Annotated in this window: 24 protein-coding genes; 15 read left to right on the top strand and 9 right to left on the bottom strand. The window is 62.0% G+C overall.

What is annotated here, in order from left to right; genetic code table 11:
- Positions 1–54: 54 nt before the first annotated feature.
- The 3 genes from Q8X48_RS18550 to Q8X48_RS18540 all read left to right on the top strand — a co-directional run bounded on the left by Q8X48_RS18550 (position 55) and on the right by Q8X48_RS18540 (position 4,090).
- On the top strand, positions 55–1,704 hold the full coding sequence (locus Q8X48_RS18550; protein WP_407800994.1) for an acyl-CoA dehydrogenase family protein: 1,650 nt from the start codon (positions 55–57) through the stop codon (positions 1,702–1,704).
- Positions 1,705–1,880: 176 nt separating this feature from the next.
- A complete protein-coding gene (gene amn, locus Q8X48_RS18545) occupies positions 1,881–3,380 on the top strand; it encodes an AMP nucleosidase (RefSeq protein ID WP_177325105.1) in 1,500 nt (499 codons plus the stop codon).
- A 71-nt stretch (positions 3,381–3,451) separates the two neighbouring features.
- Complete coding sequence (locus Q8X48_RS18540; RefSeq protein ID WP_007990660.1) at positions 3,452–4,090, top strand: pseudouridine synthase; 639 nt, start codon at positions 3,452–3,454, stop codon at positions 4,088–4,090.
- On the opposite strand, the gene Q8X48_RS18535 is transcribed toward Q8X48_RS18540, so the two are convergent.
- Positions 4,085–4,294: a DUF2788 domain-containing protein gene (locus tag Q8X48_RS18535; protein ID WP_015096955.1), complete on the bottom strand. Its 210-nt coding sequence runs from the start codon at positions 4,292–4,294 to the stop codon at positions 4,085–4,087. The genes Q8X48_RS18540 and Q8X48_RS18535 overlap by 6 nt on opposite strands.
- A gap of 214 nt (positions 4,295–4,508) precedes the next feature.
- Positions 4,509–4,988 carry an Lrp/AsnC family transcriptional regulator gene (locus Q8X48_RS18530; protein ID WP_007937367.1) on the bottom strand — a complete coding sequence of 160 codons (480 nt, stop codon included), beginning with the start codon at positions 4,986–4,988 and terminating at the stop codon, positions 4,509–4,511.
- Between the two features lie 438 nt (positions 4,989–5,426).
- Here Q8X48_RS18530 and Q8X48_RS18525 point away from each other — a divergent pair, with 438 nt between their 5' ends.
- Positions 5,427–6,500 carry a DUF6515 family protein gene (locus Q8X48_RS18525; RefSeq protein WP_407800997.1) on the top strand — a complete coding sequence of 358 codons (1,074 nt, stop codon included), beginning with the start codon at positions 5,427–5,429 and terminating at the stop codon, positions 6,498–6,500.
- On the opposite strand, the gene Q8X48_RS18520 is transcribed toward Q8X48_RS18525, so the two are convergent.
- Entirely contained in the window at positions 6,494–7,390 is an 897-nt protein-coding gene (locus tag Q8X48_RS18520) for a cation diffusion facilitator family transporter (protein ID WP_095965703.1), read from the bottom strand. The two genes, Q8X48_RS18525 and Q8X48_RS18520, sit on opposite strands and share 7 nt — an antisense overlap.
- A gap of 41 nt (positions 7,391–7,431) precedes the next feature.
- Positions 7,432–7,851, bottom strand: a complete 420-nt coding sequence (locus Q8X48_RS18515; RefSeq protein ID WP_102673653.1) for a polyribonucleotide nucleotidyltransferase — start codon at positions 7,849–7,851, stop codon at positions 7,432–7,434.
- Between the two features lie 109 nt (positions 7,852–7,960).
- Here Q8X48_RS18515 and hrpB point away from each other — a divergent pair, with 109 nt between their 5' ends.
- On the top strand, positions 7,961–10,477 hold the full coding sequence (hrpB, locus tag Q8X48_RS18510; RefSeq protein ID WP_407801000.1) for an ATP-dependent helicase HrpB: 2,517 nt from the start codon (positions 7,961–7,963) through the stop codon (positions 10,475–10,477).
- 116 nt (positions 10,478–10,593) lie between these two features.
- Here the strand turns inward: hrpB and Q8X48_RS18505 are convergent, their stop codons facing one another.
- A complete protein-coding gene (locus tag Q8X48_RS18505) occupies positions 10,594–11,514 on the bottom strand; it encodes a LysR substrate-binding domain-containing protein (RefSeq protein WP_015096950.1) in 921 nt (306 codons plus the stop codon).
- A gap of 226 nt (positions 11,515–11,740) precedes the next feature.
- Here Q8X48_RS18505 and Q8X48_RS18500 point away from each other — a divergent pair, with 226 nt between their 5' ends.
- The 5 genes from Q8X48_RS18500 (at position 11,741) to Q8X48_RS18480 (ending at position 17,633) form a co-directional block, all read left to right on the top strand.
- Positions 11,741–13,231 carry an aldehyde dehydrogenase gene (locus Q8X48_RS18500; RefSeq protein ID WP_407801001.1) on the top strand — a complete coding sequence of 497 codons (1,491 nt, stop codon included), beginning with the start codon at positions 11,741–11,743 and terminating at the stop codon, positions 13,229–13,231.
- Positions 13,232–13,252: 21 nt separating this feature from the next.
- Positions 13,253–14,623 (top strand): aspartate aminotransferase family protein, encoded by a 1,371-nt coding sequence (locus Q8X48_RS18495; RefSeq protein ID WP_015096948.1) that lies wholly within the window; start codon positions 13,253–13,255, stop codon positions 14,621–14,623.
- Positions 14,624–15,013: 390 nt separating this feature from the next.
- Complete coding sequence (locus Q8X48_RS18490) at positions 15,014–16,000, top strand: ABC transporter substrate-binding protein (RefSeq protein WP_126047707.1); 987 nt, start codon at positions 15,014–15,016, stop codon at positions 15,998–16,000.
- An 8-nt stretch (positions 16,001–16,008) separates the two neighbouring features.
- Positions 16,009–16,812 (top strand): ABC transporter permease, encoded by an 804-nt coding sequence (locus Q8X48_RS18485; protein WP_007975817.1) that lies wholly within the window; start codon positions 16,009–16,011, stop codon positions 16,810–16,812.
- Entirely contained in the window at positions 16,800–17,633 is an 834-nt protein-coding gene (locus Q8X48_RS18480; RefSeq protein ID WP_007975815.1) for an ABC transporter ATP-binding protein, read from the top strand. The genes Q8X48_RS18485 and Q8X48_RS18480 overlap by 13 nt, the downstream gene beginning before the upstream one ends.
- A gap of 143 nt (positions 17,634–17,776) precedes the next feature.
- Here Q8X48_RS18480 and Q8X48_RS18475 read toward each other — a convergent pair whose 3' ends face one another.
- The gene (locus Q8X48_RS18475; protein ID WP_407801003.1) at positions 17,777–18,856 is read right to left on the bottom strand and encodes an endonuclease/exonuclease/phosphatase family protein; all 1,080 of its coding nucleotides are present in this window, start codon (positions 18,854–18,856) and stop codon (positions 17,777–17,779) included.
- Between the two features lie 66 nt (positions 18,857–18,922).
- Positions 18,923–19,597: a YciC family protein gene (locus Q8X48_RS18470; RefSeq protein ID WP_126047703.1), complete on the bottom strand. Its 675-nt coding sequence runs from the start codon at positions 19,595–19,597 to the stop codon at positions 18,923–18,925.
- 177 nt (positions 19,598–19,774) lie between these two features.
- Between Q8X48_RS18470 and Q8X48_RS18465 the strand changes: the two genes are divergently transcribed.
- From Q8X48_RS18465 to Q8X48_RS18455, 3 genes are all read left to right on the top strand, one after another.
- Positions 19,775–20,551, top strand: coding sequence for a DUF2076 domain-containing protein (locus Q8X48_RS18465; RefSeq protein WP_407801005.1), 777 nt, complete (start codon positions 19,775–19,777; stop codon positions 20,549–20,551).
- Between the two features lie 123 nt (positions 20,552–20,674).
- Entirely contained in the window at positions 20,675–21,154 is a 480-nt protein-coding gene (locus Q8X48_RS18460) for an NYN domain-containing protein (protein WP_007975807.1), read from the top strand.
- A gap of 22 nt (positions 21,155–21,176) precedes the next feature.
- Positions 21,177–21,782 (top strand): 3'-5' exonuclease, encoded by a 606-nt coding sequence (locus tag Q8X48_RS18455; protein ID WP_407801007.1) that lies wholly within the window; start codon positions 21,177–21,179, stop codon positions 21,780–21,782.
- A gap of 120 nt (positions 21,783–21,902) precedes the next feature.
- On the opposite strand, the gene Q8X48_RS18450 is transcribed toward Q8X48_RS18455, so the two are convergent.
- Complete coding sequence (locus tag Q8X48_RS18450) at positions 21,903–22,358, bottom strand: Lrp/AsnC family transcriptional regulator (RefSeq protein WP_007994028.1); 456 nt, start codon at positions 22,356–22,358, stop codon at positions 21,903–21,905.
- A gap of 165 nt (positions 22,359–22,523) precedes the next feature.
- Here Q8X48_RS18450 and yedA point away from each other — a divergent pair, with 165 nt between their 5' ends.
- Both yedA and Q8X48_RS18440 read left to right on the top strand, forming a co-directional pair.
- On the top strand, positions 22,524–23,453 hold the full coding sequence (gene yedA / locus Q8X48_RS18445) for a drug/metabolite exporter YedA (protein ID WP_407801008.1): 930 nt from the start codon (positions 22,524–22,526) through the stop codon (positions 23,451–23,453).
- A 78-nt stretch (positions 23,454–23,531) separates the two neighbouring features.
- Positions 23,532–24,872 (top strand): DEAD/DEAH box helicase, encoded by a 1,341-nt coding sequence (locus Q8X48_RS18440; RefSeq protein WP_015096940.1) that lies wholly within the window; start codon positions 23,532–23,534, stop codon positions 24,870–24,872.
- A 117-nt stretch (positions 24,873–24,989) separates the two neighbouring features.
- Here the strand turns inward: Q8X48_RS18440 and Q8X48_RS18435 are convergent, their stop codons facing one another.
- Positions 24,990–26,231 carry a TIGR03862 family flavoprotein gene (locus Q8X48_RS18435; protein ID WP_407801010.1) on the bottom strand — a complete coding sequence of 414 codons (1,242 nt, stop codon included), beginning with the start codon at positions 26,229–26,231 and terminating at the stop codon, positions 24,990–24,992.
- Positions 26,232–26,353: the final 122 nt, after the last annotated feature.

Below are 26,353 nucleotides of genomic sequence, written 5' to 3'. Positions count from 1 at the left end.
GGTTGAGGGGCGGTGCTTAACTGAAGTCCCTTGGCCGACCAAAGGAGCCCAGTCATGAACCTGCATCAGTTTGCCGAAACCCACGAAGTCACCAACCAGCCACCGTCCCTGGACGGCGCCAACCTCTACCGCATCGACTTGCCGTTGCAGGAATGGTCGCGGCGGTTCGGGGCCGGTTGGGCCGAATCGCGGATCGACGCTTACGGGGCGCTGGCCGGTGGTCCGTTGATGGAAGCCGGGTTCCTCGCCAATCAGAACAAGCCGGTGTTCAACAGTCATGACCGATTTGGTCATCGCATCGATCTGGTGGAATTTCATCCGGCCTATCACCAACTGATGCGCACGGCAGTCGAGCACGGCCTGACCTCGTTGCCTTGGGCGCACCCGCAGGACGGCGCTCATGTGGCCCGCGCTAGCATGTCGTATCTGCACAGCCAGGCCGAAGCCGGCAGTGGCTGTCCGTTGACCATGACCTTCGCCAGCGTTCCGGCCATGCGCCTGCAGCCGGACCTGGCGCAAAAGTGGTTGCCGAAAATCCTCGCCACCGAATACGACCCGCGCAACGTCGGCATGGCTCACAAGGCCGGGGTCACCATCGGCATGGCCATGACCGAGAAGCAGGGCGGCACCGATGTGCGGGCCAATACCACCAAGGCATATCCGGTCGGAGCCAGCGGTCCGGGCCAGGCCTATGAGTTGGTGGGGCACAAGTGGTTTTGCTCGGCGCCGATGTGCGACGCCTTCCTGACACTGGCGCAGACCGACAAGGGCCTGACCTGTTTCCTGCTGCCGCGCCATCGCCCGGACGACACACGCAATCAGTTCTACATCCAGCGCCTGAAGAACAAGCTCGGCAATTGCTCCAACGCTTCCAGCGAAGTGGAGTTCCGCGGCGCACTGGCGTGGATGATCGGTGAAGAGGGGCGTGGTGTTCCAACGATCATCGAGATGGTCGCCATGACCCGCTTCGATTGCATGGTCGGTTCCAGTTCGCTGATGCGTCAGGCGTTGACCCAGGCCAGCCATCATTGCGCTCATCGTTCGGTCGGCGGCAAATTGCTCAGCGAACAGCCGTTGATGCAGAACGTGCTGGCGGACCTGGCGCTGGAAAGCGAAGCCGCCCTGGCCTTGAGCCTGCGTATGGGCCGGGCGCTGGATCATCTGGACGACTCGCAGGAAGCCAGGTTCGCCCGGTTGGTAACGGCGGTGGGCAAGTACTGGATCTGCAAGCGGGCGCCGGCCATGATCAACGAGGCCGCCGAATGCATGGGCGGCGCAGGTTATGTCGAAGACAGCATTCTGCCGCGGCTTTACCGCGAGGCGCCGGTGAATTCGACGTGGGAAGGTTCCGGTAATGTGCAGTGCCTGGACGTGCTGCGTGCCCTGTCAAAGGAACCGGGCGTGCTCGATGCACTGTTCAGCGAGTTGGGCGATGGCCATGGCGACAAGCGCCTTGCCGCGCACATCCAGCAATTGCAGGCAGCCTTCAAGGACACCAGCGACATTCAGTATCGCGCCCGGCAACTGACGGAAGACATCGCCTTGGGGTTGCAGGCCAAGTTGCTGCTGGAAGCCGGGAATTCAGTGGTCAGTGATGCCTTCATCGCCAGTCGCCTGGACGGTGGCGGCCGAGTGTACGGCGCGTTGCCACGCGGCCTGGACGTGGATGCCATTGTCGCCCGATCGACCCCGCAAGGCTTCTAAGCGACACCGGCCTCCTGTGGGAGCGAGTCTGCTCGCGAAAGCAGTGTCATATTCAACATTGATGTGACTGACCGACCGCTTTCGCGAGCAGGCTCGCTCCCACATTAGTTCTGTGGATACTGCAATGATGCATTGCCAACACACCACTGTTCCCGTGAAGCGACGATGCAGGCAAGATGAAGGTCTGCAAGTCAGAACACAGGATGCTGATCGTGACCGAAGCTTTTATTGTCGTTCAAACCGCCGAGCAAGCCGTGGATCGGCTTGCGCTCTTGCACAATCGTGCAACCACCGCGCTGAGCCAGGCGCTCAAGCGTTACCTCAAGGACCGCGTCGAGCCTGATGCCGAGCAGCGGGCGTTGTTCCGTTATCCCGAGCTGCGCCTGACCTACCTTTGCCAGGGCGAAGTCCCGCAGACCACCCGTGCCTATGCCAAGGTCCAGCTGCCGGGCACCTACAGCGTCACCGTCACCCATCCGTCTGCTTTCCGTAAGTACCTGCTGGAACAGCTGGTTCCGTTGATGCACGACTTCACCGTGACGGTGGAAGTCGGTGTCAGCCAGCAGAACATCCCGTATCCGTATGTGGTCGAGCAGGGCGATGAATTGGGAGGTTCCGGCGTCACCGCAGCCGTGCTGGCGCGGGTGTTCCCGAGTACCGACCTGTCGGCCGCGACCGACGGCATTGCCGACGGTTTGTACGACTGGGAAAACACCGATCCGCTGCCCCTGGCGTTGTTCGATGCCGCGCGGGTGGATTTCTCCCTGCGCCGACTGGTGCATTACACCGGCAGCGACTGGCGCCATGTGCAGCCGTGGATTCTGCTGACCAACTACCACCGCTATGTTGACCAGTTCATCGTCCACGGCCTGGAACAATTGCGCCAGGACCCGCGCTTCGTGCGCATGGTGCTGCCGGGTAACGTGATCATCGAAAAGAGCATGGATCACGGCGAAGCGTCGGCGATTGCCGCCGGCGTGGTCTGGCACCGTTACCAGATGCCGGCCTATCACCTGATCGCCAGTGACGGCCACGGCGTGACCCTGGTCAACATCGGTGTCGGCCCCTCCAACGCCAAGAACATCACCGACCACCTCGCCGTTCTGCGCCCGCATTGCTGGTTGATGATTGGTCACTGCGGTGGCCTGCGTCAGTCGCAGACGATTGGCGACTACGTGCTGGCCCACGCCTACATGCGTCGCGACGGCATTCTCGACCGGGTCGTGCCGCCGAACATTCCGATTCCGGCCCTGGCCGAAGTGCAGATGGCGCTTCAGCAGGCGGCGGCCAACATCACCGGCGAGAAGGGCGACGAACTGAAAAAACGCCTGCGCACCGGCACCGTGCTGACCTACGACGACCGTAACTGGGAGCTGCGCTGGGCGCAAGAAAGGCCGCTGATCAACCTGTCCCGCGCCGTGGCGGTGGACATGGAAAGTGGCACCATCGCAGCGCAAGGTTATCGTTTGCGGGTGCCGTACGGCACGTTGCTCTGCGTCTCGGACAAACCGCTGCACAGCGAAATCAAGTTGCCGGGCTCGGCCAACGCCTTCTATGAGCGCGCGGTCAGCCAGCACTTGAAGATCGGTATCGAGGCGGTGGATCTGTTGCGCACCGAACTCAACTCACTGCACTCGCGCAAACTGCGCAGCTTCGACGAGCCGCCGTTCCGCTAACGGTTGTCATGGTCATTTGACGGTTGGGGCACTAGCATTAGCAGCCCTGACCGTTAGATGTTTCCTTTCTCATGTCTCGTCCTCCTCAACGTCCCGTTTCCCGCCGCCCTGGCACGAAACCGTCGCCTGCAGCCCCGCGCCGTGTCGCCAAGGCACCACCGGCCGAGCCGAAGCTGATCCTGTTCAACAAACCCTTCGATGTGCTGACGCAATTCAGCGACGGTGAAGGGCGCGCGACGCTCAAGGACTACATCGATGTACCGGGAATCTATCCGGCGGGACGCCTGGATCGTGACAGCGAAGGCTTGTTGCTGTTGACCAACGACGGCCAGCTTCAGGCGCGAATCGCCGACCCGAAGCACAAACTGGCCAAAACCTATTGGGTGCAGGTCGAGGGCGAGCCGAGCACCGAGCAGTTGCAGCGCTTGCGTGACGGCGTCGAATTGAATGACGGCATGACCTTGCCCGCCGAGGCGCGACAACTGGACGAGCCCGAGCTATGGCCGCGCAATCCGCCGGTGCGCTTTCGCAAAAGCGTGCCGACCAGCTGGCTGGAGTTGGTGATTCGCGAAGGGCGCAATCGGCAGGTGCGGCGCATGACCGCTGCGGTCGGTTTGCCGACCTTGCGCCTGGTGCGGGTCAGAATCGGTGACTGGACGATCGAAGGGCTCGATCAGGGACAGTGGAAAGAAGTACCGGCGCGCTTATAAGGTGCCGGATTCGATCAAGCCGATCACCACGCTCTTGATGATGAACGCGGCCACGCCCAGGCCCAGCACGAAGAACAGGATGAACGAGCCAAAGCGGCCGGCCTTGGACTTCTTCGCCAGATCCCAGACGATGAAACCCATGAAAATGATCAGGATCGTGACCAGGCCGGTCATCATCCACTCTTCAAAAACTGCAGGATCCATCGAACATCTCCAGCGCGGGCGAGGCTAAAAGGGCGCGGGGAGTATACGCCTCGCTGGCTGCGTGCAGTATTGACCTGCGGCAGTGTGCCGCAGTCATTCGTCGCCTGTGCCGGCCTCTTCGCGGGCAAGCCACGCTCCCACAGGTTTTGAGTCGCTCACAAAATTGAGGTCAACACAAAACCTGTGGGAGCGTGGCTTGCCCGCGATGGGGCCTTCAGCTACGCAGATGAGTCAGCGGCAACTCAGTGCTGTTGAGCACCTGGTTCAGCACAAAACTCGAACGCACGCTGGTCACGCCTTCAATCCGGGTCAGATGCCCGAGCAGCAGTTTCTGGTAGTGATCCATGTCCGGCACCACGACCTTGAGTTGATAGTCGGCATCCATCCCGGTCACCAGGCTGCATTCGAGCACTTGGGGCAAGGTGCGAATGGCCGCTTCGAAGTTCTCGAAACGTTCCGGCGTATGACGGTCCATGCCGATCAGCACGTAGGCCGTCAGGCTCAGGCCGAGCATCTTGCGGTCGAGCAGGGCGACCTGACGGGAAATGTAGCCGTCGTCTTCCAGTTGCTTGACCCGCCGCGAGCACGGCGAAGGCGACAGACCGATGCGCTCGGCCAACTCCTGGTTGGAGATGCGTGCGTCGCGCTGCAATTCCGCCAAAATACTCAGGTCGTAACGATCGAGCTTGCTCATCAATCAGTCCTTTGTCGTAACTATTGCGGCAGATTATGTATCTTGGGTTAAAAATTGCGCAAGTGATGTTTAATCAAGCAATCTTCGCAATCCTCTGTCGGCGCTCACGGCCTATTCTTATCACCAGAATCACTGCTCGGACAAACAGTCCAGTGCGGCTCGCCCAATCAGGCCCGCCGCGGTCGCCACCCCCACCGGGGATGTGCCGGCCCCCGAGCTACACACTGTCCAGAAGACGGCGTGAGGTGAGCCGGCGCCACAAGCGTTGAGCCAGGACGAAGTTCTCCAAGGGGAGGCCGACGGGTCTCCCCTTTTTCTTGCGTGGAATTTGACCCTCCTGGCCTCAATAAATAAGTTGCGCGACTGATAACCTGTCGCAGAACCGGTCACTGCTTTCCCAGTCTTACGTACAGGCCCTGACCCGCAATGAGGATAAGCATGAAATCGCGCATCTGGCGTTTGGCCGGTGTTGGTTTGCTGTGTGTCAGTGTCACTGCGCAAACGCTGGCCGATGATCAGCAAAACCGTGGCCATGATGGCGGGCAGCACGGCCAGGATGGGCATCAGGGTGGTAACCAGGGGGGGAGTCAGGGCCGTGGTGGCAACAACCAGCCACGCCCGCAGAACGGCCCGCCACAGAACCAGCCGCGTGCGCAGAACAACGACAACCGCCAGTACGAGCACAACGGCCAGAATCAACATCAGAACAATAGCCAGAGGCAGCCCCGTCCAGCGCCGGATTTCAACAGCCCGGTTCGCTCACCGCCGCCTCCCCCGCAGTTGCCGGCCACTGACATGCCGATCCAGCCCCGCCCCGACACCGTACGCCAGACCCAGCCGCCGCAGCGCCATGACTACCAGGATCAGCACTACCAGGATCAGCCGCATCGCTACGATTACAATCAGCGTTGGAAGGGCTATATCGGTGCGCCGACCAATGACAATCACTGGGACGGACGCCCGAGTGGACGCGGTAACGGCTGGGGGCCAGGTCCCAGGTATCGCCCCGGACAGGTGATCGACCGCTTCCCCGAGCGTAACTTGCGCGTGCCTTACCGTGGCATGGATTACTACTATTCCGGTGGCTACTGGTATCGCCCGCTGGGCCCGCGTTATGAGGTGGTAGCGCCACCACGCGGCATTCGCGTCAGCTACCTTCCTGATTACGCCGAGCAGATATGGATCGGCGGGGCGCTGCTGTTCCTCGCGGCCGGTTCGTATTACGCCTATCAGGAGAGCACCCGGGATTACGTCGTGGTCGAGCCGCCGATTGGCCAACCGCAGTCGCCACCGGCCGCCAGCAATGGTTATGACGTGGAGGCGTACCCGGCCAACGGCCAGTCGCCGGAGCAGGTCAGTCGCGATGGCTACGAGTGTTATCAGTACGCGGTGCAGCAGAGTGGTTTCGATCCACGCACCGCCACCTACCAGCCAGACCCGTCGGTGGTGCAAGCCTACCGACAGGCCCAGGGCAATTGCCTGAGCAGTCGTGGTTATCAGGTCAACTACTGAACCCGAGCGGATTTCACCACTTCCTGCGGGTCGGCGTGCACCAGCACTTCGGCGCGCGGGTAGGCGTCGTGAATGGCCGCGGCAGCCTGATCGCTGATGCCGTGGGCCACTGACAGCGTCAGTTCCCCCGGCAGCTCCAGATGCAACTGCACAAACCACTGGTTGCCGGAAATCCGCGTGCGCAGGTCATGGGCACCCAGCACGCCGGGCACGCTGCACGCCAATTCCAGCATGTGCTGGCTGACCTCCGGCGGCAGTTCTTCATCCATCAACACCGCAAAGCTCTCCCGGGCGATCTGCACAGCGCTCCACAGAATGTAGGCGGCGATTCCCAGACCGAACCAGGGGTCGACCTGATGCAGGCCATACCCGGCCAGCACCAGCGCGATCAGAATGCTGCCGTTGAGCAGCAGGTCCGAGCGGTAGTGCAGGGAGTCGGCGCGTACCGCGTTGGAGCCGGTGGCCTTGACCACCCGATGTTGAAACATCAACAACGCCAGGGTCAGTACGAGGGAGAACACAATCACGCCGATACTGATCCACGGCGCGCCGACCGGTTCGGGATGTTTGAGCCGATCATAGGCCTGCAACGCAATCAGTACCGCACTGCCGCCAATGAACAACGCCTGGGCCATGCCCGCCAATGACTCGGCCTTGCCATGCCCGTAGCGATGATCATTGTCGGCGGGGCGCAGGGCGTAATGCACTGCCAGCAGGTTGAGCAACGAGGTGACGCCGTCGAGTGTCGAGTCGGTGAGCCCGGCGAGCATGCTCACCGAGCCGCTCAGCCACCAGGCGATGGCTTTGGCGATGATCAACATGCATGCCACCGCCACCGAGGCACGGGTCGCCAGCCGCAGCAGGCGGGCGTGTTCGGAGCTGGAGGTCATAGTGGCCATCGTTCCTTGAAGAGTCCTTTCGCGTGTAGGGATTACGCGGCCGGTTGCAGGCCGAACATCGCCAGTTGCTGGGTGCTGCCTTTGCTCTGGATCAGGCGTGGATCGTCCAGCGGGAAGCTGCGGCCCAGCTCGCTTTCCAGAATAGTCTGCAACTTGCGGTTATCGACCTGACCGTCGGGGCCGATGGCATCCTTGAGTTTTTGCGGATCGACCTGGGCGGTCTTGCCCGGTTCGAAATAAATCGCACCGGTGGCGAAGTCCACGGCAAACGCGATCAGGCCGGGGATGATGTAGAACAGCAGGCCCACGGCATCGAGCGCGGCGATGGCCGGGTCGATCTTGCCTTCGATCTGGCCACGGCGGTCGGGGTAGAAGATCGACCCGCAGGCGGTCACTTGAGTCAGCAAGGTTGCGACCAGAACACCGCCAATCAGGCGAAAGGGAGCACGCATATGAAATCTCCTGGGTAATCTCGAAACGAAACGTCGTCGGTATGAATTAGGACCGTGATTAACGCCACGCAGTTCGCCGTTATACTCGCGGCTCTGTTTGGGAGCCAGCATGATTTCTTTGCCGATCGATGAAGTTTTACCCGCCCTGCGTGAAGCCCTCGCTACACGCCACGAAGCCGTGCTCGAAGCACCGCCCGGCGCCGGTAAAACCACCCGCGTACCCTTGGCCTTGCTCAACGAACCGTGGCTGGCCGGGCAGACCATCCTGATGCTCGAACCCCGCCGGTTGGCTGCACGCGCAGCGGCGGAACGGCTGGCCAGTGAGCTGGGGGAAAAGGTTGGCGAAACCGTGGGCTATCGCATTCGCCTCGACAGCAAGGTCGGCCCCAATACCCGAATCGAAGTGGTCACCGAAGGCATCCTCACCCGGCGCCTGCAGGATGATCCGGCGCTGGAAGGCGTGGGCCTGCTGATTTTCGACGAGTTTCACGAGCGCAGCCTCGACGCTGACCTGGCCTTGGCCCTGAGCCTCAATGGTCGCGAACTGTTCCGTGACGATCAGCCGCTGAAAATTCTCTTGATGTCCGCCACGCTTGAAGGCGAACGCCTGGCCGGGTTGCTCGACGACGCGCCGATCCTGTGCAGCGAAGGGCGCATGTACCCGGTGGCGATGCGCTGGGGTCGGCCGTTCCAGGTCGGTGAATTCATCGAGCCGCGCCTGGTGCAGACCATCCTCGAAGCCTTGAACGACGAGACCGGCAGCGTGCTGGTGTTCCTGCCGGGGCAAGCGGAAATCCGCCGCGTGCATCAACAATTGGCCGATGCCTTGGGTGACAACCCACAGGTTCTGCTGTGTCCGTTGCACGGTGAACTGGACCTGACGGCGCAACGGGCGGCGATCGATCCGGCGCCGCCGGGCAAGCGCAAAGTGGTGCTGGCCACCAACATCGCCGAAACCAGTTTGACCATCGACGGCGTGCGCGTGGTGATCGATGCCGGGTTGGCGCGGGTGCCGCGTTTCGACCCGGGCAGCGGCATGACCCGTCTCGACACCCAACGCATTTCCAAGGCCAGTGCGACCCAGCGCGCAGGCCGGGCCGGGCGTCTGGAGCCCGGTGTTTGTTATCGCCTGTGGTCCCAGGATCAGCACGAGCAACTGGCGGCTTATGGCAGCGCGGAAATCCTCTCGGCGGACCTTGCCGGGCTGGCCCTTCAATTGGGGCGCTGGGGTGTGACACCCGGGCAACTGGTGTGGCTTGACGTGCCACCGGCCGCCGCTTATGCACAGGCTCAGGATCTGCTCGAACGCCTGGGTGCACTGGACGGCGAAGCGCTGACCCGTCACGGCCAGGCCATGGCCGAACTGCCGGCCCATCCGCGTATCGCGCATTTGCTGTTGCGCGGCCAGGCACTGGGTCTGGCGGAGATGGCTTGCGACGTCGCCGCACTGCTCGGCGAGCGCGATATCTTGCGCGGCGCCGGGGCGGACTTGCACAGCCGACTGGTATTGCTGTCTGGCGAAGAACGCGCCGCACGTGGCGCGCAGGGTGGCGTGCAACGCGCACGGCAACTGGCGCGACAATACCGTGGTTACTTGCGCGGCAAAGCCTCGGAGCCGGTCAGCGATCCGGATCACCCGCGCTGGCTCGGTGCATTGCTGGCGCTGGCCTATCCCGACCGCGTCGCCCAGCAACGGCGCGCCGGTGGCGCGGAGTATCGCTTGGCCAACGGTCGTGCCGCGCTGTTCGCCGAGGCCGACAGCCTGATGAAACAGCCGTGGCTGGTGATCGCCGATCTGGGCAGTCGCCAGGGGCAGCGTGAAGAGCGGATTTATCTGGCGACGGATTTCGATCCGGCGCTGTTCGACTCAGTGCTGGCCGAGCAGGTGCGTTGCGTCGATCAACTGGATTGGGATGAGCGCGAAGGTGTGCTGCGGGCCGAGCGTCAGCGCAAGGTTGGCGAATTGATCCTCAGCCGTGAACCGCTCACCGGCCTCGACGAAAGTGCCCGCAGCCAGGCACTGGTGAATCTGGTGCGGCGCAAAGGCCTGGAACTGTTGCCATGGACGCCGGAGCTGCGTCAGTGGCAGGCACGAGTGGCGTTGTTGCGGCAACTGGACCTCGCCGGCAAGGGCGAGAGCGAGTGGCCGGATGTCAGCGATGCCGCGTTGCTCAAAGGTCTGGAGCACTGGCTGTTGCCGTATCTGGGCAAGGTGTCGCGGCTCAGTCACTTCGCCAATCTGGACCTGTCGAGCATCGTCCACAACCTGCTGCCGTGGCCGCTGCCGCAGCGGCTGGACGAGTTGGCGCCGCATCATTTGAGCGTGCCGTCGGGCTCGTCAATTCGCCTGGACTACAGCGAACAGCCGCCGATTCTGGCGGTGCGTCTGCAGGAGTTGTTCGGCCTGGCCGAAACCCCGCGCATCGCCGGAGGGCGGCAAGTGGTCAAGCTGCACCTGCTGTCCCCGGCGCGGCGGCCGGTGCAGGTGACGCAGGACCTGGCGAACTTCTGGCGCAGCACCTATGCCGAAGTGAAGAAGGATTTGAAGGGGCGGTACCCGAAGCATTACTGGCCGGATGACCCGCTGGTGGCCGAAGCGACTGCGCGGATCAAACCGCGTAAATAATCATTTGGATGCGAACTCTGTGGCGAGGGGGCTTGCCCCCGTTGGGTCGCGCAGCGGCCCCAGCTCCAGGGCCTGCTACGCAGTCCAACGGGGGCAAGCCCCCTCGCCACAGGGGATCAGTCTGAGCGTTCGGATTTAGCGGTCAGTTGCTCGCGGCAATAGTCGGCAAACAACTGCGCCGGTTTGGTCAGTTGCCCGCGCTTGAGCCAGGCCGCCACCAGCCCGGAGCCGGTGACGTCTTCGGCGATGTCCACGCACACCACTTTCTGCCCGTCGTAGGTGCACTCCGAATGCGGCTTGGTCACCAGGATCGAGAAACCAAAGCCTTGTCCGACCATGCCGCGCACCATCTCGATCGATGGCGAGCTGAAGGCAATGCGCGGGGTCAGGTCCAGCTCTTCGAACAGGCTGACGAAATAGGTCCGGCTCGGTTGCACGTCCAAAAGAATCATCGGCTCCAGGTACAGGTCCCGCAATGAGACTTGTGCCTGCTGGGCAAAACGGTGATCGGCCGGCAGCAGCGCGTAAGGTCGTTGCGCCGGCATCAAGGGTTCGGTTGCGATGGTGCCGTCGAGATCGTGCTCATAGAGGATCGCCAGGTCGAAGGCGCCGGAGGTCAGGCCCTGCACCAGTTCCTGCTGCTCGCCGTCGCGGATGCGGATTTCCACTCCCGGGTACAACGCCGAAAACCCGGCGATCAATTGCGGCAGGTACAGCGGCGCGACGGTTTCGAAGCAGCCGATATCGATCTGCCCGGACACCACATCGTTGTCGGCCAGGGCATTCTGCTCGAACTCCTTGGCCATGCGCAGCAGTTCCTGGGCCTTGCGGTAGAAGCGTGCACCGCTGGGGGTCAATGACACGCCCTGTGCATGGTGACGAATCAGCAGTTGTACGCCGAAGCTGTCTTCCAGCCCTTTGATGGCCGTGGAGATCGAAGGCTGGGCGATGTACAGCTTGCGCGAGGCCTCGGCGACGCTGCCGCACTCGACGGTGGTGATGAAGTATTTCAGTTGACGCAGATTGTAGGCAGCCACAGCAAACCTCGGGGGAGAACGAATCAGGCATCCAGGCAATTTGCGCGCCACCCCTATCCGCTCGGGTAGCGATTTGTTGTGGTTGAACAATAACCACATGCTGCGCCAGAAGGGAGATTGGCTACGTAGTTTTTTCTTGGCCTGCGAACACATTTTTACTGGTTTTCCACCGCTCGGGCCTGAGCGACTATCCAATACACAAGAATGTCCTCTGGAGCATCCGAACGTGTTCGAGCTTGAGTATTGGCAACGCAAAGCCGCTTCCCTGCGGTTTCCCGATCAGGCCGTGATCGATGGCCAGCGCCGAGCGGCGCAATCGGGGCAGACTTTCGCCGCTATCAACCCCGCCACCGGGCAATGCCTGGCCAATGTCGCGGCCTGTGGCGAGGACGATGTGAACGCAGCGGTGCGTAATGCGCGGCAAGTGTTTGAAGCCGGCACCTGGTCGGCACGTTCGCCGACTGAACGTAAACAAGTGCTGTTGCGCCTGGCCGACTTGATCCTCGAAAACCGTGAAGAACTGGCGCTGCTCGATTCGCTGAACATGGGCAAGCCCGTCACGGACGCCTACAACATCGATGTGCCGGGTGCCGCCGGGGTGTTGCGCTGGTACGCCGAGAGCCTCGACAAACTCTACGACCAGGTCGCACCGAGTGCGCAGAACGTGCTGGCGACCATCACCCGCGAAGCCCTCGGCGTGGTGGCTGCGGTGGTGCCGTGGAATTTTCCGCTGGACATGGCCGCGTGGAAACTCGCCCCGGCCCTGGCCGCGGGTAACTCGGTGATTCTCAAGCCGGCGGAGCAGTCGCCGTTTTCGGCTTTGCGTCTGGCGGAGCTGGCGCTTGAGGCCGGTGTGCCAGCGGGTGTGTTGAACGTGCTGCCGGGTTTGGGCGAGCAGACCGGCAAGGCCCTTGGCCTGCACCCGGACGTCGATTGCCTGGTGTTCACCGGCTCCACTGAGGTCGGCAAATATTTCATGCAGTACTCGGCCCAGTCGAACCTGAAACAGGTGTGGCTGGAGTGCGGCGGCAAGAGCGCGAACCTGGTGTTCGCCGATTGCCAGGACCTGGATCTGGCAGCGGAAAAAGCCGCGTTCGGCATCTTTTTCAATCAGGGCGAAGTCTGCTCGGCCAACTCGCGATTGCTGGTGCAGCGCTCGATTCATGACGCGTTCGTCGAACGTCTCAAGGCCCAGGCCGAACGCTGGTTGCCGGGCGATCCGCTGGATCCGTCGAGCGCTGCCGGTGCCATCGTCGACAGCCGTCAGACCGCGCGCATCATGAAGTTCATCCAGCAGGCCGAGCAGCAAGGTGCGACCAGGATCTGTGGCGGTCGGCAGTCGATCTTCAACGGCTCCGACAATTTCATCCAGCCGACGATCTTTACCGGCGTGACGCCGGACATGCCGCTGTTTCGCGACGAAGTATTCGGCCCGGTTCTGGCGGTCACGGCGTTTGATGACGAGGCCCATGCGTTGCACTTGGCCAACGACAGCGTCTACGGTCTGGCGGCTTCGCTGTGGACCGACGACCTCAACCGCGCCCACCGCGTGGCGCGACAATTGCGAGCGGGCACGGTGTCGGTCAACAGCGTCGATGCACTGGACGTGACCGTTCCTTTTGGCGGCGGCAAGCAGTCCGGTTTCGGCCGTGACCTGTCCCTGCATTCATTCGATAAATACACCCAGTTGAAGACCACCTGGTTTCAATTGCGCTGATAACAAAACGGAGAACAGGCGATGACCACACCACGTGAAACCCGCGACTACCAGGCCGCCGACGCTGCGCACCACATCCATGCGTTCGTCGATCAGAAAGCCCTCAACGACGAGGGGCCAAGGGTGATGGTCCGTGGCGAGCGCCTGCACCTGTGGGACAACGATGGCCGCCGTTACCTCGATGGCATGTCCGGGCTGTGGTGCACCAACCTCGGTTACGGGCGCAAGGACTTGGCGGCTGCGGCGAGCCAGCAACTGGAACAGCTGCCGTACTACAACATGTTTTTCCACACCACCCACCCGCAGGTGATCGAGCTGTCCGAGCTGCTGTTCAGCCTGCTGCCGGGTCACTACAGCCACGCGATCTACACCAACTCCGGCTCCGAGGCCAACGAGGTGTTGATCCGCACGGTACGGCGTTACTGGCAGGTGCTTGGCAAGCCCGAGAAGAAGATCATGATCGGCCGCTGGAACGGTTACCACGGTTCGACCCTGGCCGCGACGGCGCTGGGCGGCATGAAATTCATGCACGAAATGGGCGGCATGATTCCGGACATCGAGCACATCGACGAGCCGTACTTCTTCGCTCACGAGGGCAACCTGACACCAGCCGAATTCGGTCTGCGCGCGGCCCGGCAACTGGAAGCGAAGATTCTCGAACTGGGTGCGGACAAGGTCGCAGGCTTCATCGCCGAACCCTTCCAGGGCGCTGGCGGGATGATCTTCCCGCCGGAAAGCTACTGGCCGGAAATCCAGCGCATTTGCCGCAAGTACGATGTGCTGCTGTGCGCCGATGAGGTTATCGGCGGCTTCGGTCGTACCGGCGAATGGTTCGCCCACGAGTACTTCGGTTTCGAGCCGGACACCCTGTCCATCGCCAAGGGCCTGACCTCGGGTTACATTCCCATGGGCGGCTTGATCCTGTCGAAGAAAATGGCCTCGGTGCTGGTAGAGCAGGGCGGCGTGTTCGCCCACGGCCTGACCTATTCCGGGCACCCGGTGGCGGCGGCGGTGGCGATTGCCAACCTCAAGGCCCTGCGCGATGAAGGCGTGGTGACGCGGGTCAAGGACGACATCGGCCCGTACCTGCAACAGTGCCTGCGCGAAGTGTTCGGCAAGCACCCGTTGGTGGGCGATATCCAGGGCACCGGCATGGTCGCGGCGCTGCAACTGGCCGAAGACAAATCCACTCGCAAGCGCTTCGCCAATGAGAACGACATCGCCTGGCGTTGCCGTACGATTGGCTTTGAGGAGGGAGTGATCATTCGTTCGACCTTGGGCCGGATGATCATGGCGCCGGCGTTGATTGCCAGCCGTGAAGAGATTGACGAACTGATCGCCAAGACCTTGAAAGCGGTGGATCGTACGGCGCAGGAATACGGTCGGCTCTGATCGTGTAGCGTTCTCTCGGGCCTCATCGCGGGCAAGCCCGCTCCCACAGTATCTCTGTTGTTCACAAATATTGTGTTCAGAGAAAATCCCTGTGGGAGCGGGCTTGCCCGCGATAGCTATTGCACATTCAACACATTTCCCAGGTCTTGCACCCACCCCGTGCATCCCCGCATGCAGCGCCCTTTAGCGGTGCGCGCTAACCAGTTTTTTCATCACTCGCATCCACAAATTTCCTCATTTTCCTAATCCCGCCCTTGGGCCAACATCGATCTCGCCAGCCCGCCGAATGCTGCCCGCTGAAGGGTCCCTCAGAGACCACAGGTTGCAGCCGATTCAGGGCTCGCCGTACTGCCCATGACAAAACTAAATCAACAGCTTTGGGAGTGCTCCATGATCAAGTCCTTGCTTACCCGTGTTGTCCATCCACTGGCGGTCACCGCCATCGCCGCGACGGTCGCCACCAGTGCCCAGGCCGGCACTCTGTCCATCGGCCACACCACCTGGGTCGGCTACGGCACCCTGTACCTGGCCCGGGACCTGGGCTACTTCAAGGAAAACGGTTTGACCGTCGAATTGCCGGTGGTCGAAGAGGCGGCGATGTACATGGCCGCACAAGCTTCCGGTGAGTTGTCCGGCTCGGCGTCGACCATCGACGAGGTGCTCAAGTACCGTCCGCAATTCTGCTTCAAGGCTGTGGCCGCACTGGACGACAGCCATGGTGGCGACGGTGTGCTGGTAGGCAAGGACGTCAAGAGCCTACAGGAGCTCAAAGGCCAGGCCGTGGCGGTGAACGAAGGTTCGACCTCGCAGTTCTGGTTGTCGTATCTGCTGAAAAAGAACGGCATGAAAATGAGCGACATCACCGTGCAGAACATGACGGCTGACGATGCCGCTACCGCGTTCATCGCCGGTCGCGTACCCGCTGCCGTGACCTGGGAACCGCACCTGTCGATGGTGCGCGACAAGCAGCAGGGCAAGGTGCTGATCGACAGCAGCAGCACACCGGGGGTGATCGTCGACGTGGTGGCACTGAACTGCACCGTCATCGAAAAGCAGCCGGAAGACGTCAAGGCACTGGTGGCCGGTTTGTACAAAGCCGTGCAGTACACCAAGGATCATCCGCAGGAAGCCTACAAAATCATGGCCAAGGGTGTCGGCGGCTACCTGGCCGATCCGAAGGAAATGGAAGCGGCCGCCCAGGGCGTGCGCTTCTACGATCAGGCCATGAGCGAGAAACTGCTGGGTTCGCCGGGCAAGCCGGGTGACAGCGCACCGCTGATCAAACTGGCCAACGAGACCGCCAGCGAGCTGCAAGGCAAGCCCTACAACGTCAGCAATGACGACCTGATCGACAACCGTTTCGTCACCCCGCTCTAGGAGGCTGCATGTTCAAGCGCAATTCGTGGCTGAGCCGCTGCATCACGCCCAAGACCGGGTTGCCGGTCTCGGTGATCTGGAGCGCGAGTGGTCTGGCCTGGGTGCTGTTGGTCGGCCTGTGGGCAGGGTTGTCCTACGGCGGTGTGGTGCCGGGCATGTTCCTGCCGACGCCGGGCGCGGTGGTCGAGGCCGCTGTGCGCCTGGGTCGCGACGGCACCCTCGGCCAGCATGTGTGGGCCAGCGTCGAAGTGGTGATGGTCGGCTTCATCGTGTCGTCCCTGGTGGCGGTGCCGCTGGGGCTGTTGATGGGCAGCTTCCGCATCGTCCAGGCGTTCCTGGAGCCGATGGTCAACTTCATTCGCTACCTGCCGGTGACGTCGTTCGTACCGCTGTTCATCCTGTGGATCGGCATCGGTCTGGAGCAGCGGGTCTCGGTGATCATTTTCGGCGTGTTCTTCCAGCAACTGGTGATGATCGCGGACGTGTCCAAAGGCATCTCCAAGGACCTGATCAACGCCTCCTATACCCTCGGTTCGAACCGTCGTGACGCAGTGCTGCATGTGATCGCCCCGGCTTCCTTGCCAGGCGTGCTCGACACCCTGCGGGTGACCATGGGCTGGGCCTGGACTTACCTGGTGGTGGCCGAACTGGTCGCCGCTTCCAGTGGCCTGGGTTACCTGAGCCTCAAGGCCATGCGCGGCTTCCAGGTGGATGTGATTTTCCTCGCCATCGCGATCATCGGCCTGCTGGGCCTGGTCACCGATCAACTGTTCCGCTTCCTTCGTCTGAGGATTACCGCATGGGCTCAGTAACCGCCGCCACTCATCGTTTTGTCGCCCCTCAGGCTGCCCCGGTGAACGCGCCCCGGCTGCAGGTGGACAAGGTCAGCCTGCGTTACAAGAAGCCGGATGGCGGGACCTTTACCGCGTTGGAAGAAGTGTCGTTTGAGGTGCCGGACCAGCAATTTGCCGTACTGGTAGGGCCGTCGGGTTGCGGCAAATCGAGTCTGCTGTACCTCACCGCCGGCCTGGCCGAACCGACGTCGGGGGAGATCTACGTCGGCGGCCAACAGGTGGAGGGCCCCGGCGCGGATCGAGGCATGGTGTTCCAGAGCTACACGCTGTTCCCGTGGCTGACCGTGCGGCAGAACGTCGAGTTCGGCCTCAAGCGGCGCGGCATGCCGGCGGCGCAGCGCAAGGATATCGTCGACTACTACGTCAATGAAGTGGGCCTGAGCGGCTTTGCCGACAACTACGCCAAGCAGTTGTCCGGCGGGATGATGCAGCGCGTCGCCATCGCCCGCGCGCTGGCCAACGACCCGCAGATCCTGCTGATGGACGAACCCTTTGGCGCCCTCGACAGCCAGACGCGCCTGCAAATGCAGCAGTTGTTGCTGCGGGTGTGGGGCAACAGCAAGAAGACCGTGTTGTTCGTGACCCACGACATCGACGAGGCGATTCTGCTCGGCGACCGGGTCTACGTCATGGGCGCAAGGCCAGGGCGGATCAAGCAGATCCTCGATGTGCCGATCGAGCGTCCGCGCAACCTGGACATGGTCATGGAGCGCTCATTCATCGAGATGAAGCGCGAGATCTTCGGGCTGCTGCATGATGATCTGGAAGAGGTGCATTAAGCCTGATCTGGAGCCACGCGCCATCCCTGTGGGAGCGGGCTTGCCCGCGATAGCGGAGTGTCAGTCAACAATAATGTTGAATGTGATGGCCCCATCGCGGGCAAGCCCGCTCCCACAGGGACTGCATCTGACTTCGGTTGGTATTAAGGCGCAACCGGCAACAGGAACCGCGCAATCACCGGCAGGTGATCGGAGATGCGCAACGTATCGTCCTGCCGCACCGTCGCCTCCACCCGTTTGATCCGCGGACTGTAGAACAGGTAGTCGACAGTCCGGTCCGGGCCGTTCAGCCCGGGATCGTTCGGGTAGTGGGTCAGCCAGCGCTCGCGGTCGATCCCGCTGGCTTCGTTGTTGGTCGGGATCATCGGGTACTTGTCCCATAGCAGGTGCAACGGGCTGTCGGCGGAGTAGGGCGCGCGTTGCGCATCGGACAGGCGTCGATACTGACCCAGCGGCAACAGGTTGAAATCCCCGCCGATCAACCACGGCGTGCCACGGCTTTCGAGTTTATCGAGGGTCCTGGCCACGGCGTTCACCTGGTTTTGCAAGGTGTTGTCGGCTTGTGTCGCACGTTCCAGATGGGTATTGAGCACCGCCATCTGCCCACCGTCACTCAACGGCAAGTAGCTCACCAGCAAGGCGTTTCTGGGTTTGAATTGGCGGCTGAGCGGATTACCCGAGACGACGGGCAGTTGCAGGCGTTGGGCATGTTCGATCCGGTAACGGCTCAGGGTTGCCAGTTGCCGGCCGACGCTGCCGAAGATATGCGGGTCCGGGATGAAATCAGCCTTCCAGTCGAAGGCGCTGACACTGCATGGGTACAAATCGGCGAGCCGTTCCTGCAGCAGTTTGAACTGGTGCTGGTAATCGCTGGCCTTGGCGCCGTCGTCCAGCTCCTGCAACAGCACGACATCCGGTTGTTCGTCGCGAATCACCCGCGCCACTTCGTCGAGGCTGAAGGCCATGTCTTCCGTTGTGGGGCGTTCGTCGGTACCGGCGGCCAGGTCATTCCAGAACACGTAACGCTTGCCGGCCAGGTACTGGACGTTCCAGGTCATCACTTTCAGTGCCTGCCCGGGGACCAGGGTGGGGGCCTGGGCACTGCAACTGACGGGCAACTCTTCTTTGGCGTCGGGGCGCCAGGTCAGGCTGTAGGTCATCACGGCGACCAGGCCGATCACGATCAGCAGGCCCAGCAGGGTGTGGCGCAGTAGACGGGTCATGGCTCAGCTTATTGGCGTTGCAAAATTGTTCCCGAGCATACCCGAGAGCGATGGGCGCGCCCAAGGTCAGAGCGAGCTGTCATTGCTCTCAGGCAACGGATTGATCAGCATGAACAAACGGAACAGCACCACGCTGGTAAACAGCTGCAGGAAACTGTGGGCGCTGTCGATCAGCAGCGAGATCACCGGGTTCTGCGGTTCGGGGTACACCGCCAGGGTCGCCCCCTTGAGCAGCCACAGCGGCCCCATCACACACAGAATGCACAGCAGGATGCGCAGGAAGTGACCTTGGGTCATGCGCAGGCTTTCCTTCATGGCCGCCAGCGGCGCCATGCCGCGCAACACCAGCAGGTATTCGCCAAACGCCAGGGTCACCATCAGATAGATACCCGGCAGGAAATACAGCGACAGGCCCAGCAGAATCAGCACGGTATTGAGCGCCGTCAGCAGGGCGAAACGCGGCCACAGGCTCGCCGCCATCGCCAGCAGGTCGCGGTTGCGCGGTGATTCACCCCGGCTGCGGGCGTCGAGAAACAGAATCAGCGCGGCGGTGTACAGCGGGTACACCAGCAAGCCGACAATCACGCTGATGCCGGGGAAGCTGTCCGGCTCCGTGGAGTGGTCGACCACTTGTTGCAGCAGCGCCTCAAAAATGACTAGCGGCAGGCACAGCTGCACGATCTGGCCCAGATTGCGCTTGAAGAAATACAGAGAGTCACGCAGCACTTCTAACGGATTCATCGTTGGTATCGCAGGTTGAAAGCAGTGGTCCACTTTAACCGATCAAGTGCCGGGAGACGCAAACGTAAACGTTCAGTAAAGGTCATTGAAACAGTTTGTTTCAGCCTCCATTAAGGTCGGGCACCTTATCCTCATTGGATAAAGGCAACGATTTTCCCGGCAATCTACGAGGTCGCCATGAACAGCGAAGAACAAACCCTGATCGATGGACTGTTTTCCCGGCTGCAACAGGCCGAAACGGACTCAGCCCCGCGCGACGCCCAGGCCGAGGCGCGGATCAAGGAACACCTGACGCGCCAGCCTGTGGCAGGATATTTCATGACCCAGGCGATTCTGGTGCAAGAGGCAGCAATCAAGAGCCTCGATGAGCAGAACCAGCAACTGACCCGGCAAGTCCAGCAATTGCAGGCCGAACTGCAACAGGCCAAGGCCCAGGCGACCCCGGCTCCAGCGTCGAGCAGCGGTGGCTTTTTGTCGAGTATCTTTGGCGGCGCTTCCCGTGATCCACAACCGGCACCGACCCAGAGTTCGGCGCCATCGAGCGGTGGCTGGCGTGAGCCGGGGCGCTCGTCGTTCGGTTCGCAAGCGCCACAGCAGAACTTCGGTGCCCCGCAACAGAACTTTCCACAACAGGGCTATGCCCCGCAGCAGCAAGCACCGGCAGCGGCCGGCAGCAGTTTCCTCGGTGGTGCGCTGAAAACCGCCGCTGGCGTGGCGGGTGGCGTGATGCTGGCACAAGGCATCAGCAGCCTGTTCCATCACAATCAGCAACCGGAAGTCGTCGAAGTCATCAAGGAAGAGCCGGCCCAGGTCAACGACCAGGGCAACAATGGCTGGGGCGATGACCAGCGCATGGCCGGTAACGACTCCTACAGTAACGATCAGGGCAGCTTCAGCGACGCTGACTACAGCGATGACTCGCTCTTTGGCGGCGACGACGATTCCTTCGTCTGACACCCAGTAGCGAGGGAGCTTGCTCCCTCGCCACATAGCCGATTATTCGCGGAACCATCCTCTGGGCTGGCATACTGGGCGACCTTTCGGGCCTGGTGCCTGATTCAGCCTTGAGGAAAGCCGGTGAAAAAAATCGCAGTGTTCGCCGATGTCCAGAACCTCTACTACACCGTGCGTCAGGCTTATGGTTGCCACTTCAACTATGCCGCGCTGTGGGCTGACATCAGCCAGCAGGGCGAGATCGTCGAAGCCTATGCCTACGCCATCGACCGTGGCGACAGCAAACAGCAGCAGTTCCAGCAGATCCTGCGTAACCTCGGTTTCACCGTGAAACTCAAGCCGTTCATCCAGCGCAGCGATGGTTCGGCCAAGGGTGACTGGGACGTGGGCATCACGCTCGACATCATGGATGCCGCCGATCATGTCGATGAAATTGTCCTGGCCTCTGGCGATGGCGATTTCGACATGCTGCTCGAACGCATCATCAGCAAGCATGGCGTGCAAGCCGTGGCCTACGGCGTGCCGGGCCTGACGGCCAACTCGCTGATCCGCGCCGCCAGCCGCTACGTGCCGATCGAAGGCGCGTTGCTGCTCAAGAATTGATTTTTACGGAGTTGAACCAGGTTTGGAACGCATCGCAGTCATCGACTTTGAAACCACCGGGATCTCCCCGAGCAGCAGCTGCCGGGCCACGGAAATTGCCGTGGTGATCCTTGAACAGGGGCGCATCGTCGAGCGTTACCAAAGCCTGATGAATGCCGGCGTGCGCGTCCCGGCTTTCATCGAGCAGCTCACCGGCATCAGCAACGCCATGCTGCGCACCGCGCCGTCGGCGGAGCAGGTGATGAACGAAGTGAATGAGTTCGTCGGCACCACACCCTTGCTCGCGCATAACGCCGCGTTCGACCAGAAGTTCTGGGACTTCGAACTCGGGCGAATCAAGCGCACCCGCTTGCAGAACTTTGCCTGCTCGCTGCTGTTGGCCCGCCGCCTGATGCCCGCCGCGCCGAACCACAAACTCGGCACCCTCACCACCTTTGCCAACCTGCCGCACACCGGCAAGGCTCACCGGGCCATGGCCGATGCCGAGATGGCGGCCAACCTGACGGCACACCTGGAGGAAGAGTTGCTCCAGAAGCATGGCCTGCGCGAGCTGTCCCATGACTTGCTGTGCAAGTTGCAGAAGGTGCCGGCGGCGAAGGTGAGTGAGCATCTCAAGCGCTATCGCTGATCCCGAACTCACCACAATTCCCCTGTAGGAGCGAGCCTGCTCGCGACGGGGTGTCAGGTTTCCCGCGTTATCGTTGGCGACCATCGCGAGCAGGCTCGCTCCTACAGGTTCCGCGTTCGATCAAAGCTTGCCGTTGCCCTCGATATGCCCCAACGGCACCCGCTTCTCTATCGCACTGGACAACACGATCGACGTCTTGCTGAACCCGAACGTGGCGATCCGGTTGATCAGTTCTTCCAGCTCCGGCATCGAACCCACCGCGGCTTGCATGATCACGCACGGATCGCCGGTCACCCGATGGCATTCGGTCAATTGCGGGATTTTGATCAGGTCGTCGTAGGCCTTCTGGTTGCCGTGCTGGTTCAGGCGCAGTTCGATCACGCACTGGATCGGCAGGCCCAGCTTGGCCATGTCGACCTTCGCCTGATAGCCGGTGATCACGCCGCTGGCTTCGAGCTTGGCCACGCGCTCGGCCACGGCGGGGGCTGACAGGTTGACCTTGCGCGCCAGGTCCGCGTAGGACGCGCGACCGTTTTCCAGGAGGGCGCTGAGCAGCATGCGGTCGTATTTGTCCATGGGGCGACTCCTGAAAATGCTCGACTTTCGAAAACACGGTTTATAGCGCTGAACTCCGTGTTTTGAAAAGTGTACTGGCGCTTTAAACAGGTTTTGTAACTTATTTTCCGTCGCCAGCCTTTCTAGAATAGCCGTTCACTTGTCCTTGCCTGTGAGCTGCCCCCCATGTCCGGCCTTCGTCGCTTTCCCTTACCTTTGATCGCTGCCTTTTTCGCCTTGTACGTGATTTGGGGCTCGACTTACCTGGTGATCCGTATCGGTGTGGAATATTGGCCACCGCTGCTGCTCGCCGGCATCCGCTTCGTCATTGCCGGGACCTTGATGTACGCCTTCCTGCGCTGGCGCGGGGCGCCGGCACCGACCTGGGCACAGTGGAAAGCCGCCGGGATCATTGGCGTGTTGCTGCTCGCCTGTGGCAATGGCGCGGTCAGTGTCGCCGAGCACACCGGGGTGGCTTCTGGTGTCGCCGCATTGGCGGTAGCGACGGTGCCGCTGTTTACCCTGCTCTGCGGGTATTTCTGGGGCGCACGTAATACCCGTCTGGAGTGGGCCGGGATTGTGCTCGGGCTGATCGGCATTGCCATGCTCAACCTGGGTTCCAACCTGCAATCGAGTCCATTGGGGGCGGCGTTGCTGATCTTTGCGGCGGCGACCTGGGCGTTCGGCTCGGTATGGAGCAAACACTTGCCATTGCCACAAGGGGCAATGGCAAGTGCCGTGGAAATGCTGGTAGGTGGTGTAGTGCTGCTGATCGCCAGCGCGGTCAGCGGTGAACACCTGGAAAAGGTCCCGCCCATCGAAGGCTGGGCAGTCCTGGCGTACTTGACGGTGTTCGGCTCGATCATCGCCTTCAACGCCTACATGTACCTGTTGAAACACGTGCGCCCGGCGGCGGCTACCAGTTATGCCTACGTCAATCCTGCAGTGGCGGTGTTGTTGGGGATCGTGTTTGTCGGCGAGACCATCGGCATCGAAGAAGCACTGGCGATGGCTGTGATCATCAGCGCCGTGGTGCTGATCGGATTGCCGCAGTGGCGTCGGGCGCCGGTTAAGCCTGTGGTGACGGTGGTGCCGACAGAATCCCGGGTGAATTAGGGTAAACTGCGCGGCATTGCATCCTGTTTTGCACACTTGTTTTGAACAACCCGCGCTGAATTTTCCTACGGTACTCCCATGACTTTCGCCACCCTTGGCCTGATCGAACCCTTGCTGCGCTCCCTCGAGACGCTCGGCTACCAGACTCCGACGCCGGTTCAGGCGCAAGCCATTCCGGCGGTGCTGGCCGGTCGCGACCTGATGGCCGCCGCCCAGACCGGCACCGGCAAGACTGCCGGTTTCGCCCTGCCGCTGTTGCAACTGCTGGCCATGGAAGGGCCGAAAGTCACCGCCAACTCGGTCCGCGCGCTGATCCTGGTACCGACCCGCGAACTGGCTGAGCAAGTTCACGAGGCCGTGCGCCAGTACGCCGAAAATCTGCCGCTGCGTACTTACGCGGTGTATGGCGGCGTCAGCATCAACCCGCAAATGATGAAGCTGCGCAGCGGTGTCGATCTGCTGGTGGCAACCCCGGGCCGCTTGCTCGACCTGTTCCGCCAGAACGCGCTGAAGTTCAATCAGCTGCAAACCCTGGTACTGGACGAAGCCGACCGCATGCTCGACCTGGGCTTTTCCGAGGAACTGGCGAACATTTACCGCGCGCTGCCGAAGAAGCGTCAGACGCTGCTGTTCTCCGCGACCTTCTCCGATGACATCCGCCTGCTGGCCGGGCAGATGCTCAACGACCCGCTGAGCATCGAAGTCAGCCCGCGCAACGTGGCGGCCAATACGGTCAAGCAATGGATCGTGACGGTGGACAAAAAGCGCAAGCCGGAACTGTTCGTGCACCTGATGCGCAAGGGCAAGTGGAAGCAGGTTCTGGTGTTCGCCAAGACCCGCAACGGCGTGGACGCGCTGGTGGAAAAACTCCAGGGGCTGGGCATCAACGCCGACGGCATCCACGGCGACAAGCCCCAGGCGACTCGCCAGCGCGCGCTCGACCGCTTCAAGGCGAGTGAAGTGCAGATTCTGGTCGCTACCGACGTGGCGGCCCGTGGCCTGGACATCGAAGACCTGCCGCTGGTGGTCAACTTCGACTTGCCGATCGTCGCCGAGGATTACATCCACCGCATCGGTCGTACCGGCCGCGCGGGCTCGACCGGCGAGGCGATTTCCCTGGTGTGCGCCGATGAAGTGAATCTGCTGTCGGCGATCGAGATGCTGACTCGCCAGACCTTGAAGCGGCAGAACGAGCCGGACTTCGAGCCGGAGCACCGCGTACCGGACACCGATGCCAGTGGCCAGGTCGTCAAGAAGCCGAAGAAACCGAAGAAGCCCAAGGCTTCCGGTGGTGGCGGTGGCAAACGCAATCTTGGCAAGTGGGTGGATAGCGGAGAGGTTGCGCCGGCGGAGCCTTCCATCAAGCCGGTGCGCAAGGTGCCGGTGTTCAATACCGGGCCGCGTAAGCGCAAGCCTTGATTACACGCAGCGCCTGTTAGGCCGCCTTCGCGAGCAAGCCCGCTCCCACAGGGGATTTGTGCACGACACAGATCCAGTGTGGGAGCGGGCTTGCTCGCGAAGGGCGCGCCTCGGTCTTCAGCCCTTGCGCCGCAACCACTCCACCATCCCCAACCCAGCCGCTCGCCCACTGGAAAAACACGCGGTCAGCAGATAGCCGCCCGTCGGTGCTTCCCAATCAAGCATTTCCCCGGCGCAAAACACGCCCGGCATTTGCTTGAGCATCAATCGCTCATCCATCGCCTCGAACAACACACCGCCCGCGCTGCTGATGGCCTCGTCCAGTGGACGGGTTTTCACCAGTGTCAGTGGCAATGCCTTGATCGCCTTGGCCAGCAAGGCCATATCGGCAAAGCACTCGACGCTGGTCAGTTCACGCAAAAGCGCCGCTTTTACCCCATCGATGCCCAACTGACTGTGCAGATGCTTGGCCATCGAGCGTGAACCTCGTGGTTTGCTCAACGCCGCCAGCACTTTATCCACAGGCCGGCCGGGCAGCAGGTCCAGATGAATCGTCGCCGTACCGTGCTGGTTGATCGCTTCGCGAATGGGCGCCGACAGGGCGTAGATCAAACTGCCTTCGATCCCGGTGGCAGTGATCACACATTCGCCGAGCCGGGGCACATCATCATTGAGACCGATGGCGATATTTTTCAGCGGCGCGCCGGCGAATTTGCTGACCATCAATTCGCTCCAGGCCTGCACCTCGAAGCCGCAATTGCTCGGTTGCAACGGCGCCAGTCCTACGTCGTGCTGCTCCAGTGCCAGCGTCCAGGCGCCGTCCGAACCCAGCCGTGACCAACTGCCGCCACCGAGGGCGAGCAGGGTGGCATCGGCTTGCACGGTTTTTTCGCCTTCCGGGCTGTCGATGCGCAAACCGCCATGCTCGTTCCAGCCGAGCCAGCGATGGCGGGTGTGGATAACTACACCGCTGTCGCGCAGGCGCTTGAGCCAGGCGCGCAGCAGCGGTGCGGCTTTCATGTCGGTGGGGAATACCCGGCCGGAACTGCCGACGAAGGTCTCGATGCCCAGCTCGTGAATCCACTGGCACAGCGCTTCGGCGCCGAAGCTGCGCAGCAGCGGGGCGATTTGCGGGGCGCGTTCGGCGTAGCGCGAGAGAAATGCCGGGTAGGATTCGGAGTGAGTGATGTTCATGCCGCCGACGCCGGCCAGGAGGAATTTTCGTCCCACCGAAGGCATGCCGTCGTACAGGTCGACCTTGATCCCGGCCTGGCTCAGCACTTCAGCTGCCATCAAACCGGCAGGACCGCCGCCGATGATGGCGACGTGAGGGGGGAGGGAAGTGGTGGGCTGAGTCATGGTAAAAGCTGCGGTGTGGCGGAGTAGCCGCGCATTCTAGCAGTACACGATAACTGTGGGAGCGGGCTTGCCCGCGATAGCGGACTGTCAGTCAACAAAGATGTTGATGTGCCGGCCTCATC

Source organism: Pseudomonas sp. QLc11A, assembly GCF_052112305.1.
GTDB lineage: Bacteria > Pseudomonadota > Gammaproteobacteria > Pseudomonadales > Pseudomonadaceae > Aquipseudomonas > Aquipseudomonas laurylsulfatiphila.
Note: the sequence above shows the minus strand (reverse complement) of the source record. Positions and strands in the feature narration are given on the sequence as shown.